The following is a 13,674-nucleotide window of genomic DNA, read 5'->3' on the forward strand; positions in this document are numbered from 1 at the left end:
GCGCGGCAAATTGGTCGCGCAGAGCCCCTTCCAAAAGGGCGCATTTTCCTACACGCGCCGCCGCTGCTAACTTCGCATAGGTTCTTTCAAATCGTAATCCCGCCAACTTTGGCCAAGTTCCCTATGGAACGCCCCACCTGCGAATGCACTTCATCAACTAACTCGCGTTTTTGCCCCGAATCAGACGGCGAATCATACAAAAAGGCCGCCGCGAGCTCTCCCCGCGACGGCCTCTTCGATCTCAGTTTTTGAGAAGTGGCTAAAGCTTAGCCCTTCACTGCCGCCGCAACTTCCGCTGCGAAGTCTTCTTCTTCCTTCTCGATACCTTCACCGAGCTGGAAGCGGACATAGTCGGTCAGCGTGACCGAGCCGCCATTGTCCTTGCCGAACTTGGCGACCGTATCTTCGACGCTGGTCTTGTTGTCCATCACGAACATTTGCGAAAGGAGAGCGTTCTCCTTGGCAAACTTCTTGATCGCGCCTTCGACCATCTTTTCCTGCACGTTCTCAGGCTTGCCGCTCTCGGCTGCCTTTTCCTGTGCGATGGCACGCTCACGAGCGATCACGTCCGCGTCAAGGCCGTCAGCGTTCAGCGCCTGCGGGAACATCGATGCGATGTGCATGGCCAGCTGCTTGCCGAACGGCTCGAGCACGTCAGCCGCAAGGTCGCTTTCCAGAGCAACCAGCACGCCGATCTTGCCGAGGCCTTCAGCCGCTGCGTTGTGGACGTAAGAAACAACCGCGCCCGAGCCGACCGAGACGGTCTTCATCCGGCGGATCTGCTGGTTCTCACCAATCGTTGCGACGTTGTCGGTCAGCTTGTCAGCGACGGTGCCACCATCGGGGTAAGCCGCCGCCTTCAGCGCTTCGACGTCGTCCGAACCCAGCGTCGCAGCAACAGCGGTCGCCTTGCGTACGAAGTCTTGGAACTTGTCGTTCTTGGCAACGAAGTCGGTTTCCGAATTGACTTCGACAGCCACACCCTTGGTGCCTTCGACAGCCACGCCAACAAGGCCTTCAGCCGCAGTCCGGCTCGACTTCTTCTGAGCGGTGGCAAGGCCCTTGGCGCGCAGAGCGTCAACAGCAGCTTCGATGTCGCCGCCTGCTTCGGTCAGCGCCTTCTTCGCGTCCATCATGCCTGCGCCGGTCTTCTCGCGCAGGGTCTTCACATCGGCGACGGTGAAATCGGCCATGGTGATTTCCTTCTTAATGTAAGTTTGGGCACCGGGCCCCTGATTGGGTGCCCGGCGCTCTAGTTTGGGATTGTGACGCGCGGGGGTCGCGCGTCCCGAAATCTTAGGCTTCGGCAGCTTGTTCAGCAGGAGGCTCAGCCATCGCGCCGACATCTGCACCGGAGTCGGCAACCGCGCCGCCCTTGCCTGCGATGGCAGCGTCGCCAATCGCCTGGCAGTAAAGGCGCACTGCACGGCTCGCATCGTCATTGCCCGGAACCGGGAAAGCGATGCCGGTCGGGTCAACATTGGTGTCGAGCACGGCGATGACCGGAATGCCAAGCACGGCGGCTTCTTTGATGGCGAGGTCTTCCTTGTTGGCGTCGATCACAAACATCACGTCCGGAATGCCGCCCATATCGCGGATGCCGCCCAGCGAGAGTTCCAGCTTGTCACGCTCACGGGTTAGTTGCAGGACTTCCTTCTTGGTGAAGCCGCTGGTGTCGCCCGAAAGCTGCTCTTCAAGGGTCTTGAGACGCTTGATCGAACCGCTGATGGTCTTCCAGTTGGTGAGCATGCCGCCGAGCCAACGGTGGTTGACGAAGTGCTGACCCGAAGCGCGGGCCATTTCAGCGATTGGCTCTTGTGCCTGACGCTTGGTTCCGACGAACAAAACCTTCCCGCCAGCGCGAACGGTCTGCTCAACGAAGTCGAGCGCGCGCGCAAACAGCGGCACGGTCTGCGACAGGTCGATAATGTGAACACCGTTGCGGTTGCCGAAGATGTACGGCTTCATCCGCGGGTTCCAGCGGTGGGTCTGGTGGCCGAAATGTGCGCCGGCCTCAATCAATTGCTGCATGGTGACGGTAGTGGCCGCCATAAGTATTTCCTTTCCGGTTGTTCCTCTGGAAGGCTTGGAACCGTGTCGCGGAGTTCCCGCTGACGGCACCGGTATGAAGCGCCTTCCATGTGAATTTCACTTAAGGAATGCCCCGTGATTCGAGCACCCTCCGTAAGTGAGTGGCGCGCCTCTAACCGTTCTCTCACGCAAAATCCAGTCAAATTTGCACCGGTCCGCCAGACTGATCCGATGTGAACGAAAAAAGAACAAACCTGTTGACAAGTCGGAACACTTAGGGAACAACGCTATCAGAACAAATACAGTACGTACTGTTACGGAAATGGACAAACGAACATCCGTTCAAACCCGTAACTGGCGGAAATAGCGGAATGACTCCGTTGTGTGGGCAGGAAGGCAGACACTATGATGATCGCATTGACACTCGCAGCTTTGTTCACGGTGGTCGCTATCGCCACTGTGCTCAGCCTGGTGGACAGCTGGATTCGTGGTCGCGCTGCTTACGGCGTACTGCGTCGTGAGCAAGCGTTGCTAAACGCAGGCTTTGTTCCGCAGGTCGAAGCAAGTGAGACCCGGCTGCGCCGTCCCGCTGGTGAGGCGGTCTTCTCTCGCGCTCAAACAGCACGTTCCACCGCTCGACGGTCTGTGGCGGGCGCAACCCGCGGTCGCGAGCGCGCTATCCCTCTGCCAGATTGCGCTTGAGCCCAGCGCTCAGCCAGCTTCAGCCATCTTTCTGCGCCGTTTGATCGCGCCATATTTGAGCAAGGCGACAGGCATTAGTGCGAGATAGCCGGCGCTAATCACAGTTAGCGACCACCAAGGCTCCAGAAGGATGGCAGCGAAGGCGAGCGCCGCGACTGCAAGCAATGGCAAGCGTACATCGCGGCGAGGTCTGATCGCCCCCCAACTCAGTGTAGCCATGTTGGAAATCATCAAGACCGCAATCAGCGCAAGCCAGGCCGACAAGATCAAGGGATCGCGGAAAATCTCCATTTGGGTCTCGAACCACAAATAGCATGGCGTAAAGGCCAGGCCAGCACCTACGGGCGCTGGCACCCCAGTCAGGAAACCGGCTTGCTGATGCGGTTGATCTTCAAGATCAATGCGCGCGTTAAACCGTGCAAGACGCAGCGCGCAGCACACGGCGAAGGCAAGCGCGGCAAACCAGCCAAAACGCTCAAGGTCCTGCAAGGCCCACATGTAGAGGATCAGAGCCGGCGCCATCCCGAAAGACAGCGAATCTGCAAGGCTGTCCAGCTCCGCTCCAAAACGCGACTGCGCGTTCAAGAGCCGCGCAATCCGCCCATCGATTCCGTCGAGCACTCCTGCAAGTATCACGGCAAGAACGGCGTAGGTCCATGACCCTTCGATCGCAAAGCGCACTCCGGTAAGGCCTGCACACAGCGCCGCCGCAGTGATCGCGTTGGGCATCATAGCCCGCAGCGAAAGGCCCCCGCCCGGTGGTGCTTTGGAGTCTTCTTCCTCGTCAGCCTTGGGGCCAAGGCGCGCGGGAATGTCCATGGCCTTTTGCCCTTTGCGCGATGTCTTGCTCACGCTTTTCGTCCCAAGGGGCGAGGCGCCGCCACTATTGCGCGACGCCTTCAAGCAAAGCCGTAGCGCCAACTTCGGCCAAGATCGTTTCACCAGCGATGATCCGTTGTCCCATCAGCACCTTCGAAGCGGTACCAGCTGGCAGGTAAACGTCAACGCGGCTGCCAAAGCGGATCAGGCCGACGCGCTGGCCCTTCGCAACCATGTCTCCCGGCTTCACAAACGGAACGATCCGACGCGCAATCAACCCCGCGATCTGCGTAAATCCGATTTTCAAGCCATCGGTTCGCTCAATCAGGATGTGCTGGCGCTCATTCTCCTCGCTCGCTTTGTCAAGGTCGGCATTCATGAATTTGCCCGGCACATAGACCACGCGCCGCACCGTGCCAGCAATCGGAGCGCGGTTAATGTGCACATCAAACACACTCATAAAGATCGAGATGCGCGTTACTGGTCCTGCCGGAAGGCCCGGATTGCCAGAGCCATCGTCGATCTGCATCTCGGTGGGAGGCTCCACCTCTTCGATCAGGGTTACGAGGCCGTCAGCGGGCGCGACAATCGCATTGTCGGCTTGCGGCACAACGCGCTCTGGATCACGGAAAAATGCCAAGACGCCAAGCGCGAGGAACAAGATTGGCAGCCCAATAATGGTCCAGCCAAAGACGAGCGGGATCGCCGCGATAAGCGCTACGATCACGCCATATTTGCGCCCTTCCGGATGGATTGCGGGCCAACCCCAGCTTGCATCGCCGCGGCCTTGATTGTCGAGAATTTCACCTGCCATGAAGGTGCATCTAGGCAGCCGAGTGCCCGGCGGCAAGCGAACGAACGCATCTCAGGGGCAAAGTTTCGCGGATAATCCACCGGATTTCTCGTCCGCACGCGCTCAGATCATTCACACTTTAGTGAGACGTTTACCCTATTTCCGGCCCGCAAGCCGTGATCCGCACGGCGTAGAGGGAAATCGGCTGTAAGATGTCCATTGCGAGCGCTCATAGCGACACAAGCGGTTCTGCGCCCACCCGCGCAAGGCTAGCTACGCGCTGGCTGGGTGAAGCGCCGATCCTGATGATCGGCTGTGCGCTGATGGCATTGTGCCTGTCGTTGCTGTTGTCGCGCGGCATCAATCCCGGCGTGGGCGGCATCATCGCCAACACTCAGATTTTCTTCATGTTTGTAGTGGTTCTGATCTGCTGGGACGCGGGGCGAGAGCTCTACAAGGTCCGCCCAGACAGCCCTGTCGCGCATCTCAAAGCGCGATACAGCCGTCCGCAATTCCTGCACACGCTCGCCGCTGGCCTGCCGATGATGGGCGTGGCGATTGTGCTGCTGCCCTATTTCTCGAAGATGAAATCCGCGATCCCGCTGTTCAACGACTACACCTGGGACCAGACTTTTATCGAGTGGGACCGCGCGATTTTCTTCGGCTACGACGCGTGGGAAGTCATGCAGCCGGTGCTGGGCTTCCCGATTGTCACCGCTTTCCTCGCGCTGCTTTATCAGCTTTGGTTTCTGCTGCTTTATCCCGGTGTCATGTTCTTTGCTTTTGCGAAGATCGACCCTGCAATCCGGCGGCAGTTTTTCCTTTCCTACGTGCTGAGTTGGACTCTGATCGGCGGGGCGATGGCGACGTGGCTGGCGTCGGTGGGGCCGTGCTTTGTTGGGCCGATGCTCGGCAATTCGACCTTTGATGCGCAGATGGCCTATCTCTACGCCGCGAATGAGCAGGTACCGATCATGGTACTGCCTGTGCAGGAGATGCTGCTCGACTGGTATGGCAAGGCGGAGAACGGCCTTGGCAGCGGGATCACCGCCATGCCAAGCATGCATTGCGCCATCGCCTTCCTCTATTGGATCGCGATGCGCCGCATCTCAGCCAAGTGGGGCGCGTTCTTCGGCGTATTCTTCTTCATTACCTGGGTGAGCAGTGTCCACCTCGCCTATCATTATGCAGTAGACGGACTGGTCTCACTGGTCGCTGTCGCGGCGATTTGGAAGCTCTCGCAGATTGTGATCGCGGGTTGGGACCGGCTGGTCGCAGCGCGCGCTCAGGAAACCTTGCGAACAAACACAGTGCCCGCCGAGTAACCCGCTCCGAATGAGCAGATCAGGCCGGTGTCGCCTGCGACCAAATCCTCGCTATTCTTGTGGAACGCGATGATGGAGCCGGCGCTCGACGTATTGCCATAGGTGTCGAGCACGGTCGGGCTTTCGTCGTCATTCGCCTCATGCCCCAGCACGCGCTGCGCGATCAGACGGTTCATCCCAGCATTAGCCTGGTGCAGCCACAGACGGCGCAGTGTTGCAGGGTCCATCTGGAGCTTCTGTGCTTCGTCAATGATCATCTGCGCGACCATCGGTACGACTTCCTTGAAGACCTTGCGCCCTTCCTGGACGAACAGCTTGTCCGCCCCGCCCGCATTTTCGGGAGCGGCACGGTTCAAAAAGCCGAAATTGTTGCGGATGTTGTTGGAGAAGACCGTCTTCAGCTTGGTGCTGAGGATTTGCCAATGCTTTGCTGGCGCAATTCCTGCATCCTCCACCAGCACGGCGGTGGCGACGTCTCCGAAGATGAAGTGGCTGTCACGGTCACGCCAGTTGAGGTGGCCTGAGGTGATCTCGGGGCTTACCACCAGCACGCTCTTGGCGTTACCAGCGCGCACATAGTCGGCAGCGGTCTGAATGCCGAACGTGGCGGAAGAGCACGCGACATTCATGTCGAAGCCGAACCCTTCAATGCCGAGTGCTTCCTGAATCTCAATCGCCATCGCGGGATAGGGACGCTCCATATTGGAGGCCGCGCACAGCACCGCATCGACATCTTCTGGCTTGCGACCCGCCGCTTCAAGCGCCTGTTTCGCCGCCTTCACGCCGATTTCTGCCATCATCGACCATTCGTCATTGGTCCGCTCTTCCCAGCGCGGAGTCATGATATCAGGGTCAAGGATCGGAGCCTTGCTCATCACATGGCGCGCTTTGATCCCGCTCGCTTTCTCGATGAATTCGACTGAGGAATGGCTCAGCGCCTCGACCTCGCCCGCCTCAATCGCTTCAGCGTTGGCCGCGTTGAAACGGTCGACATATTCGTTGAAGCTGGCGACCAGCTCTTCATTGGAAATCGACTCTTCAGGGGTGAAGAGACCGGTTGCGGAGATGACCGGACGGCCCGTTAGGAGGGTGTCGTCCATGGCGCTCAAAGTGGCTGTTTCATTCATGGCGCGTGGCAATAATTGCACCTGCGATACCCTGCAAGCCAAAGTGCAAACGCATCTGCGGACTTCTTTCAAGCACCCCCCGCGCGCGCAAAGGCTGGTCAGCCGCGCCTTTGCCCTCTAACCAGAGACTTAGGTGCTATTGCGGAGGGGGCGTGACGGAACACGGAAAAATCGACGGCGAAGAGACGCCAGCGGCTCCCAAGCTGTTTCTCAGCTACACGCGCGCCGACATTGACCAGGCGCGCAAGCTGCGCACGATCTTGGAAAAGCACGGATTTGAGGTCTGGTGGGACCAGCTGCTGGAAGGCGGGGTCACTTACCTGCCCACGACTGAGGCCGCGCTGGAGGGTGCGGACAGCGTCGTGGTGCTGTGGTCCAAGCTGTCGGTCGATTCAGCCTGGGTGCGCGATGAGGCGCAGCGCGGGCGCGAGCGGGGATGCCTGGTGCCGATTTCGCTCGATGGAACGATGTCGCCGCTTGGCTTTCGGCAGATCCAACTGCTCGATATCAGCAGCTGGTCGGGCAAGGAGGATGCGCCGGAGATCGACAAGATCGTCACCGCCATCCGCAATCAGATCGCTGCCGGGTCAGGTGATGCGCCAAGCACTCTCGCCCACCCGATCAATCCCAGCGCGGCCACCGCTCCCCAACCAGGCCTGTCACGTCGAGCTCTCATCATCGGCGGAGCGGGAGGCGCAGGGGTTCTCGCTGCCCTTGGTGCTTGGCAGAGCGGTTGGATTGGCGGCTCCGGCTCGATCTTCACAGATGCGGGCGAAGTGACCTCCATGGCGGTTCTGCGCTTTGCAAATATGACGGGAGAGGAGGATCAAGCCTGGTTCTCTGACGGCCTGTCGAATGAACTGCGCCAGGCCCTGTCCCGCAATCCGCGCCTGCGCGTCTCCGCCCCCACCTCCTCCAACGCCAGCGACGACCGCGACGATTTTGAGATCGGCCGCGCGCTTGGTGTGGGCAGCATCCTTCGCGGCAGTGTTCAGCGCGTCGCGGACACGGTCCGCATCTTCGCAGAGCTGGTCGAGGTCGAAGGCGGACTGGTCCTGTGGTCCGAAACCTATGACCGCGACTTCACCGACGTGCTCGCCGTCCAGACCGAGATTGCCGACACTGTCGCTGTCTCTCTGGTAGCGCAGATCGCAAGTGAGAGCGTGGCCGAGCGCAGTCTGGAAAGCCAGCAGGGTGTCGGCGGCACCGAAGATGTGCGCGCCTATGAAGCCTATCTGCGCGGACAGTCATTCGCAGAGCTGAGTGCAGGCCTCGAAAGCGACCGCGCCGCTTTGGGCCAGTTCGACGCGGCCATCAGCTTCGATCCGGAATATGCCGCTGCCCATGCGGAGCGCGCCAACATGCTCGCCGCGATTGCCAATTCCTCTGCTGACCCCGATGAAGTCGCTCAACTGTTTGAACAGTCAATCGAAGCTGCCGAGCGCTCCATCGCTATCGCCCCGGACCTTGCCTCCGGCCACCTCGCACTGGGCTATGTGCGCTATTACGGGCAGGCCGACAGGGCGGGCGCTTACCCGCATTACAAGCGCGCGGAGGAACTGTCCCCCGGCGATGCCGACACATTGCGCACGGTCGCGATCTTCTACGCTTACGGTCAACAGACCGACCTTGCGACGCAGATGGTTGAGCGGGTGCTGGAGCTGGACCCCCTGAACGCTCCCGCCTTCAGGAGCGCGGGCTGGGTTGCCCTGTTTGCGGATGATTTCAACGGTGTGGTCGCGCATATGACCAAAGCGCTTGAACTCAATCCCAGCCTCGCCGCCGCCCAGTTCGCTATTGGCAACGCCAAACTGATGCTTGGGGACAATGAGGGAGCCCGCGCCGCCTTCGAGGCGGAGCCATTGGAGCAATTTTCGCTAACCGGCCTTGCCATCGTTCTGCAGAAGCTGGGCGATGAAGCGGGCGCACGGCAGGCCTTTGACCGTCTGCGCAATGAGCGAGGCGATGCCGTCCTCTACCAGCAGGCCCAGATCCACGCGCAGTGGGGAGAGACGGAGGAGGCACTGGCTGTCCTCTCTCGCGCCTTTGACGAAGGCGACCCCGGCGTATTGTTCACCACCAACGACCCGATGCTGGACCCCATTCGCGGCGAGCAGGGGCTGGATCGTTTGCTTTTGCGTCTGTCCTCATGATAGCTCTGCCTCCGGTTCTTATGACTAGGGGGAAACCATGAAGAAGATTTTTGCTACTGCTGTCGTTGGTGCATCGGCTTTCGCGCTTGCGGCGTGCAGCCCGGATGCAGCCAGCGACGCCACAGTTGAAGAAGTCGCTGAGGAAACCGCCGAAGCGGTTGAGGCTGCAACGCCTGAAGGTGATGCGGCTGCTGTTGAAGGCGAAGCCGCAGCAACCGACGGCGACGAGCCCACTCCGGTGGACGGCAACAACAACCCGATTGGCCCCAACTAAGCGACAACAATCGGGCCTGCCCTTGCGCAGGCTGAAAAAGGCCGGCTGCTCGCCAGACGCGCGCAGCCGGCCTTTTTGTATCACGTCGAGCTTTAAGGGTTTGAGCGCAACACGCTATCAATCCAGCCCCGTGCAGCGGCAATGCGAGCATAGCGAGAGGCCTCTTGCTCCTGCCCGCAAGCCCGGCCTGAGCTCACCACGCCGATGACCCGCGGACGGCGATCCGCGTCATTATAGGTGATGAGCGGCCCGCCGCTGTCGCCGTAACAGGCATTCTCTCCATTCGGCCCGGCCGCGCATAGTGCCGCGTTCAATGTGCTGCCGCGAGACCCAGTAATGCTGTTGCAATAAGCGGGCGAGCGCAGCAGCAATTTGGCTCCTAACAATTGCGCGCTGGAAGTGCTGTTCACTTCATCCGTCCAGCCCCAGCCATAAACAAAGACCGGTTGCCCCTGCCGGATCGTGCGCTGGTTCAAGGGCACGCGGTCGGTCGAGATACTCGCGATAGGATGGACCGTGCTGCTGCGCCGCCCGGAACGCTCGTCATAGCGAACCAATGCGATGTCAAAGGCGTAGGTTGTGCCATTATAGCTGGGGTGGCGATAGACGCGTGTAATGGGATAGCTCACCCCTTCATCAGCGCGCGCATTGTGAACGCCCAGCCGCACACGATAGCCGCCCCTTGTGATCGATCGGCCTTCATCGGTCAGGCAATGGGCAGCGGTGAGGATCCAGCCGCGCCTGATTAGAGAACCTCCGCACAGCACTCTTTGTTGCGGGGTGAGCGCACGGCCAAAGCCAACACGCGGCCGCCAGATCAACGCTTGCCACGGTGCATCGCCGGGGCGAACGGCTTTGCCGCCAATGACCATTTCGCGCGGTTGGCACACGATGTCGCGATAAAGCTTGCCGCGAAACACAATCTCGCTCAGCGCGCATTGTGTACGCTCCGCCTCGCGCTCTTCCTCGGTCAGAAACGGTTCTATCCAGTCAGTGTCGCCTTCTTCAACCGGAGGGAGATAGCGCACACTTGCCTGCGTCAACGGGATGCTCAGGTCTTCTTCGGCATTGGCTTCGAGCTCCTCGCAAGAACGCCCCCAATTCACCGCACACATCCGCAATAGAAGTGTGTGATAGCGCTGCCGGTCAGGCGGCGTGATCTCGCCCAGTTCCAGCTCCTCCGTCAGCAGCCAACAGGCGTCCATGTGATCGGCGGCGCAACCGCGCTCGAGATAGGCGAGAGCCTGCGTCGCGTTTTGGCTTGTGAGATAGGGCCGATCGTCCAGCACCAATTGCGCGGCTTTCCCGCACACTTCGGTCACGCGAACATAGCAGGCATACTCATAGAATTGCTGCGAGAGGTCGGGGTTGAACAGGACGGTGTCGTTCTTGCCATAGATCTCGGCCAGCCTTGCACAGGCTTGATTGTCGTCGCTTTGACACGCTGCGATCTCAACCGGCTCTGCCCGCAAGTCTTGTGCAAGCTCGCAAGACATCGGTTCAATGTAGCAAGCTCGGTCGTAATAGCGCAGCGCTTCATCCCGGTCTGCCGGGCCATCGTCTCCGCGAAAGGCGCGGTCGCCCAGCTCTCTACAACTGAAGGCGCCATCCAGACCGCAGGCGCGTTCAAGAATGTCGCTACGGGCCGGGATAGCGTAGCCTTGCGCATAGCGCTCCTCAGCCAACAGATCTTCGCATCCGACGACATCGCCGCCCTCGCATCCGCGTCTGAGCAGCTCAATGATCTCCCCACGTCGCGCCCGGTCAGGATCGTCACGGCGCACGGCGCGAGCCAAATACACGCAGGCTTTCGCCCCGCCACTTTCGCAAGTTTCCCGCATCCATTGCGCTGCACCGACTTCGTCTTGCTCCACTCCCGCACCCGTGGAGAGCGCGGAGGCGGCCAATGCACAAGCGTCGAGTGAGCCCATCTGGCAGGCCCGATCCCAAATCGCATAGGCCTCAGCCTTGGCAGATGGGCGATTGGCCGCGCGCGTGACCCGTCCCAAGCGATAGCAACTTTGCACATCACCCGCGTCGCACGCCTCGGAATAGAGGATTGCAGCTATCGGGCGGTTCTGGCCTGATCCGATGCCCAGCTCATAAGCCTCACCCAGCGCTCCGCAGGCCGCTGCCGCGCCGCCTTCACACGCCGCTTCACGCCGGGCAAATTCCTCGGCTTCATCACGTCGGCGCTGCTCGCTTTTGTCATGGGGCGCTTTGGGAGTGCCAGCCCGGTGGTATTCGAGCTGCTCGTCAGGCACCTGCGCATCGGCATCGCTCGCCACAGTCGCAATGGCCAAAATAGCTGCGACAACGCCTAACCATCTGAAACGAAAACTGACCATGATTTTTCCCCCACACATCTGGAAGGCTGCGCCCACCCTTGTCCGGTGTCAAGCTATGCGGGCTTGTGCGGTAAGAGGCTGGGCGACTAAAGACTGGGTTTGGCGCAATGAAGCGTCCGGCGAAATCAGGGAGCTGAGCCAGAGCAAGGATGGATACCGACGCATTCCTATCCTGGCGCCCACACCTCGCCATCGCGATCACGGGCCATCGTCCTGACAATCCTGCCTTGGCTGCCAATGCGCCAGACGTCGCGGCCACCCTCGCTCATCTTTTCGATGAGATCGACGGCCTGAGCGGTGCAGAGGGAGAGGTCCAGCGAGAGGTGCGGCTGCATTGCCTGCTTGCCGGGGGCATCGACCAAGCTGCGGCTGATCTTGCTCTGGCCCGCAGCTGGAAGCTTGTTGCCCCGCTGCCCTTTGGCTCGAATCTAAACCTCGCCATCAATGCCGCTCCCAAAACGCCTGATGACGCGGCGAGGTTGATCGAAGGCAAAGAGGCAAAGGACCGTGATGTCGCAGGACGCGCATCGGCCATCCGTGACCTCATGAGCCGTGCGGACATCTTCCAAATCGCTGACAGGGACACGGAGATTGGCTCTCTTTTTCAGGCGACTCTTGCCGATCCCGCCGACCACACCGCTGCGCATCGCTTCGCTTCGCTCAGCTCCGATAATGTCGCGCTTGCCGGGCGGGTAATGATCGAGCGGTCCGATATTTTGATCGCAGTGTGGGACGGCAAAGTGACCGACTTACCGGGCGGAACAGGGCACACGGTGCTCAAAGCGCTTGAGCAAGCGACGCCGGTCCTCGTGATCGATCCTGCCGAGCCTGCGCAATGGTCGATCCTTACCCAGACGGAGGAGCTTGGCCATCGCCGCGCGACGGCCACACCGCCCGATCAGGAAATGTTCAAGGCCCTGATCCGCCAAGTACTCGGCAACGATCAAGACCCAGCCGCCGCGCTAAAACGGGAAAAATGGCGCGCCAAAAGCGGGTTCGGATTTGGCATGTATCGACGGATTGAGAAGGTCTTTGGAGGCCGCTCGCTCAAATCCGGGACGACCAAAGCCGTATTCGAGGCTCCCGATGCGATCAGCGAGGGCAGTGGCGCCGGTGTGCTCAAAGCAAGCGCTGCGATCTTGCCGGACGCCAGCGAGCTCCACAGCGCGATGCAGGCCAGAGTGCTGCCGCTCTTCGCATGGGCAGACGGCGTCTCCGCTCGGCTCTCCGATGCTTATCGCAGCGGGATGACAGTAAACTTCATCCTCTCGGCCTTGGCCATCATTGCCGGCATTGCCTACCTGCCGTTGGGTCTAGCCGCGCACAAATGGATCTTTGCCAGCGTTGAGCTGATCCTGCTCGTCGGAATTCTGCTCGTCACCTATGCTGGATATCGCCGTGCGTGGCACAGGCGGTGGTTTGAGACGCGGCGGTTGGCTGAGTATCTGCGTTTTGCTCCGGGCAATCTGCTGATGGGCATGGCGCGTCCGATTGGCCGCTGGCCGCGCGGGGACAAGGGCGAGTGGCCAGAACGGCTGAGCCGTGACGCATTGCGCGGGGCTGGCCTGCCGAAAGCCATTGTGGACCGGGCTTACCTTCGCCGCGTGTTGGAGAGCGTTGTCCTGCCGCATGTGCGCGATCAGCGCGCCTATCACGAGGCCAAGGCAAGCCAGTTGCACAAGGTCCACCACCGGATCGATAAAGTGGCAGAGCTCGCATTCCTTGCCGCAGTGCTGTCTGTCTCGGCCTATCTCATCATTGAACTGGGCGCATTGCTCGGCTGGTGGGCCGCTACCGAGCCTGCAAAATGGGCCAAGCTTTTCACGTTCCTTGGCGTCGCCTTCCCGACCATCGGCGCAAACTTGGCTGGCATTCGCTATTTCGGCGACTTCGACCGCTTTGCCGCCATTTCTAAAGTCACCGCGACCAAGCTGGCAGGCGTGGAGGAGCGGATCGAGCTGCTGCTAAATGGCGACGAGGCCCGCCTGACCTACCGCAACGCGTCGCAATTGGTGCGCGCCGCAGATGCGGTGGTGGTTGAGGAGATTGAGAGCTGGCAGGCGGTCTACGGCAACAAGCATCTGGCGCTGCCCGCATGAGAC

11 protein-coding genes are annotated in these 13,674 nt (G+C 60.5%); 5 read left to right on the top strand and 6 right to left on the bottom strand.

The genetic code is table 11. The annotated features are described in order from the left end of the window. Nucleotides 1-266: 266 nt before the first annotated feature. Both tsf and rpsB read right to left on the bottom strand, forming a co-directional pair. Entirely contained in the window at nt 267-1,193 is a 927-nt protein-coding gene (gene tsf / locus AC0V6X_RS07610) for a translation elongation factor Ts (RefSeq protein WP_486183972.1), read from the bottom strand. A 103-nt stretch (nt 1,194-1,296) separates the two neighbouring features. Further along, a complete protein-coding gene (gene rpsB, locus AC0V6X_RS07615; RefSeq protein WP_486183973.1) occupies nt 1,297-2,052 on the bottom strand; it encodes a 30S ribosomal protein S2 in 756 nt (251 codons plus the stop codon). 384 nt (nt 2,053-2,436) lie between these two features. On the opposite strand from rpsB, the gene AC0V6X_RS07620 reads away from it, so the two are divergent. Continuing rightward, complete coding sequence (locus tag AC0V6X_RS07620; protein ID WP_486183974.1) at nt 2,437-2,733, top strand: hypothetical protein; 297 nt, start codon at nt 2,437-2,439, stop codon at nt 2,731-2,733. Nucleotides 2,734-2,742: 9 nt separating this feature from the next. Here the strand turns inward: AC0V6X_RS07620 and AC0V6X_RS07625 are convergent, their stop codons facing one another. Continuing rightward, nucleotides 2,743-3,552, bottom strand: a complete 810-nt coding sequence (locus tag AC0V6X_RS07625; protein WP_486185537.1) for a CDP-alcohol phosphatidyltransferase family protein — start codon at nt 3,550-3,552, stop codon at nt 2,743-2,745. A 64-nt stretch (nt 3,553-3,616) separates the two neighbouring features. Continuing rightward, nucleotides 3,617-4,366, bottom strand: a complete 750-nt coding sequence (locus AC0V6X_RS07630) for a phosphatidylserine decarboxylase (RefSeq protein ID WP_486183975.1) — start codon at nt 4,364-4,366, stop codon at nt 3,617-3,619. Nucleotides 4,367-4,557: 191 nt separating this feature from the next. Between AC0V6X_RS07630 and AC0V6X_RS07635 the strand changes: the two genes are divergently transcribed. Beyond that, on the top strand, nt 4,558-5,670 hold the full coding sequence (locus tag AC0V6X_RS07635; protein WP_486183976.1) for a phosphatase PAP2 family protein: 1,113 nt from the start codon (nt 4,558-4,560) through the stop codon (nt 5,668-5,670). Here the strand turns inward: AC0V6X_RS07635 and AC0V6X_RS07640 are convergent. Then, a complete protein-coding gene (locus tag AC0V6X_RS07640; protein ID WP_486183977.1) occupies nt 5,631-6,770 on the bottom strand; it encodes a beta-ketoacyl-ACP synthase III in 1,140 nt (379 codons plus the stop codon). The two genes, AC0V6X_RS07635 and AC0V6X_RS07640, sit on opposite strands and share 40 nt — an antisense overlap. Before the next feature lie 179 nt (nt 6,771-6,949). Between AC0V6X_RS07640 and AC0V6X_RS07645 the strand changes: the two genes are divergently transcribed. Continuing rightward, nucleotides 6,950-8,950, top strand: coding sequence for a TIR domain-containing protein (locus tag AC0V6X_RS07645; protein WP_486183978.1), 2,001 nt, complete (start codon nt 6,950-6,952; stop codon nt 8,948-8,950). Between the two features lie 37 nt (nt 8,951-8,987). Continuing rightward, nucleotides 8,988-9,224 carry a hypothetical protein gene (locus AC0V6X_RS07650; RefSeq protein ID WP_486183979.1) on the top strand — a complete coding sequence of 79 codons (237 nt, stop codon included), beginning with the start codon at nt 8,988-8,990 and terminating at the stop codon, nt 9,222-9,224. A 92-nt stretch (nt 9,225-9,316) separates the two neighbouring features. On the opposite strand, the gene AC0V6X_RS07655 is transcribed toward AC0V6X_RS07650, so the two are convergent. After that, on the bottom strand, nt 9,317-11,572 hold the full coding sequence (locus AC0V6X_RS07655; RefSeq protein WP_486183980.1) for a trypsin-like serine protease: 2,256 nt from the start codon (nt 11,570-11,572) through the stop codon (nt 9,317-9,319). 149 nt (nt 11,573-11,721) lie between these two features. On the opposite strand from AC0V6X_RS07655, the gene AC0V6X_RS07660 reads away from it, so the two are divergent. After that, nucleotides 11,722-13,671: a hypothetical protein gene (locus tag AC0V6X_RS07660; RefSeq protein ID WP_486183981.1), complete on the top strand. Its 1,950-nt coding sequence runs from the start codon at nt 11,722-11,724 to the stop codon at nt 13,669-13,671. Nucleotides 13,672-13,674 lie beyond the last annotated feature (3 nt).

This window comes from Erythrobacter sp. S267, assembly GCF_057365045.1.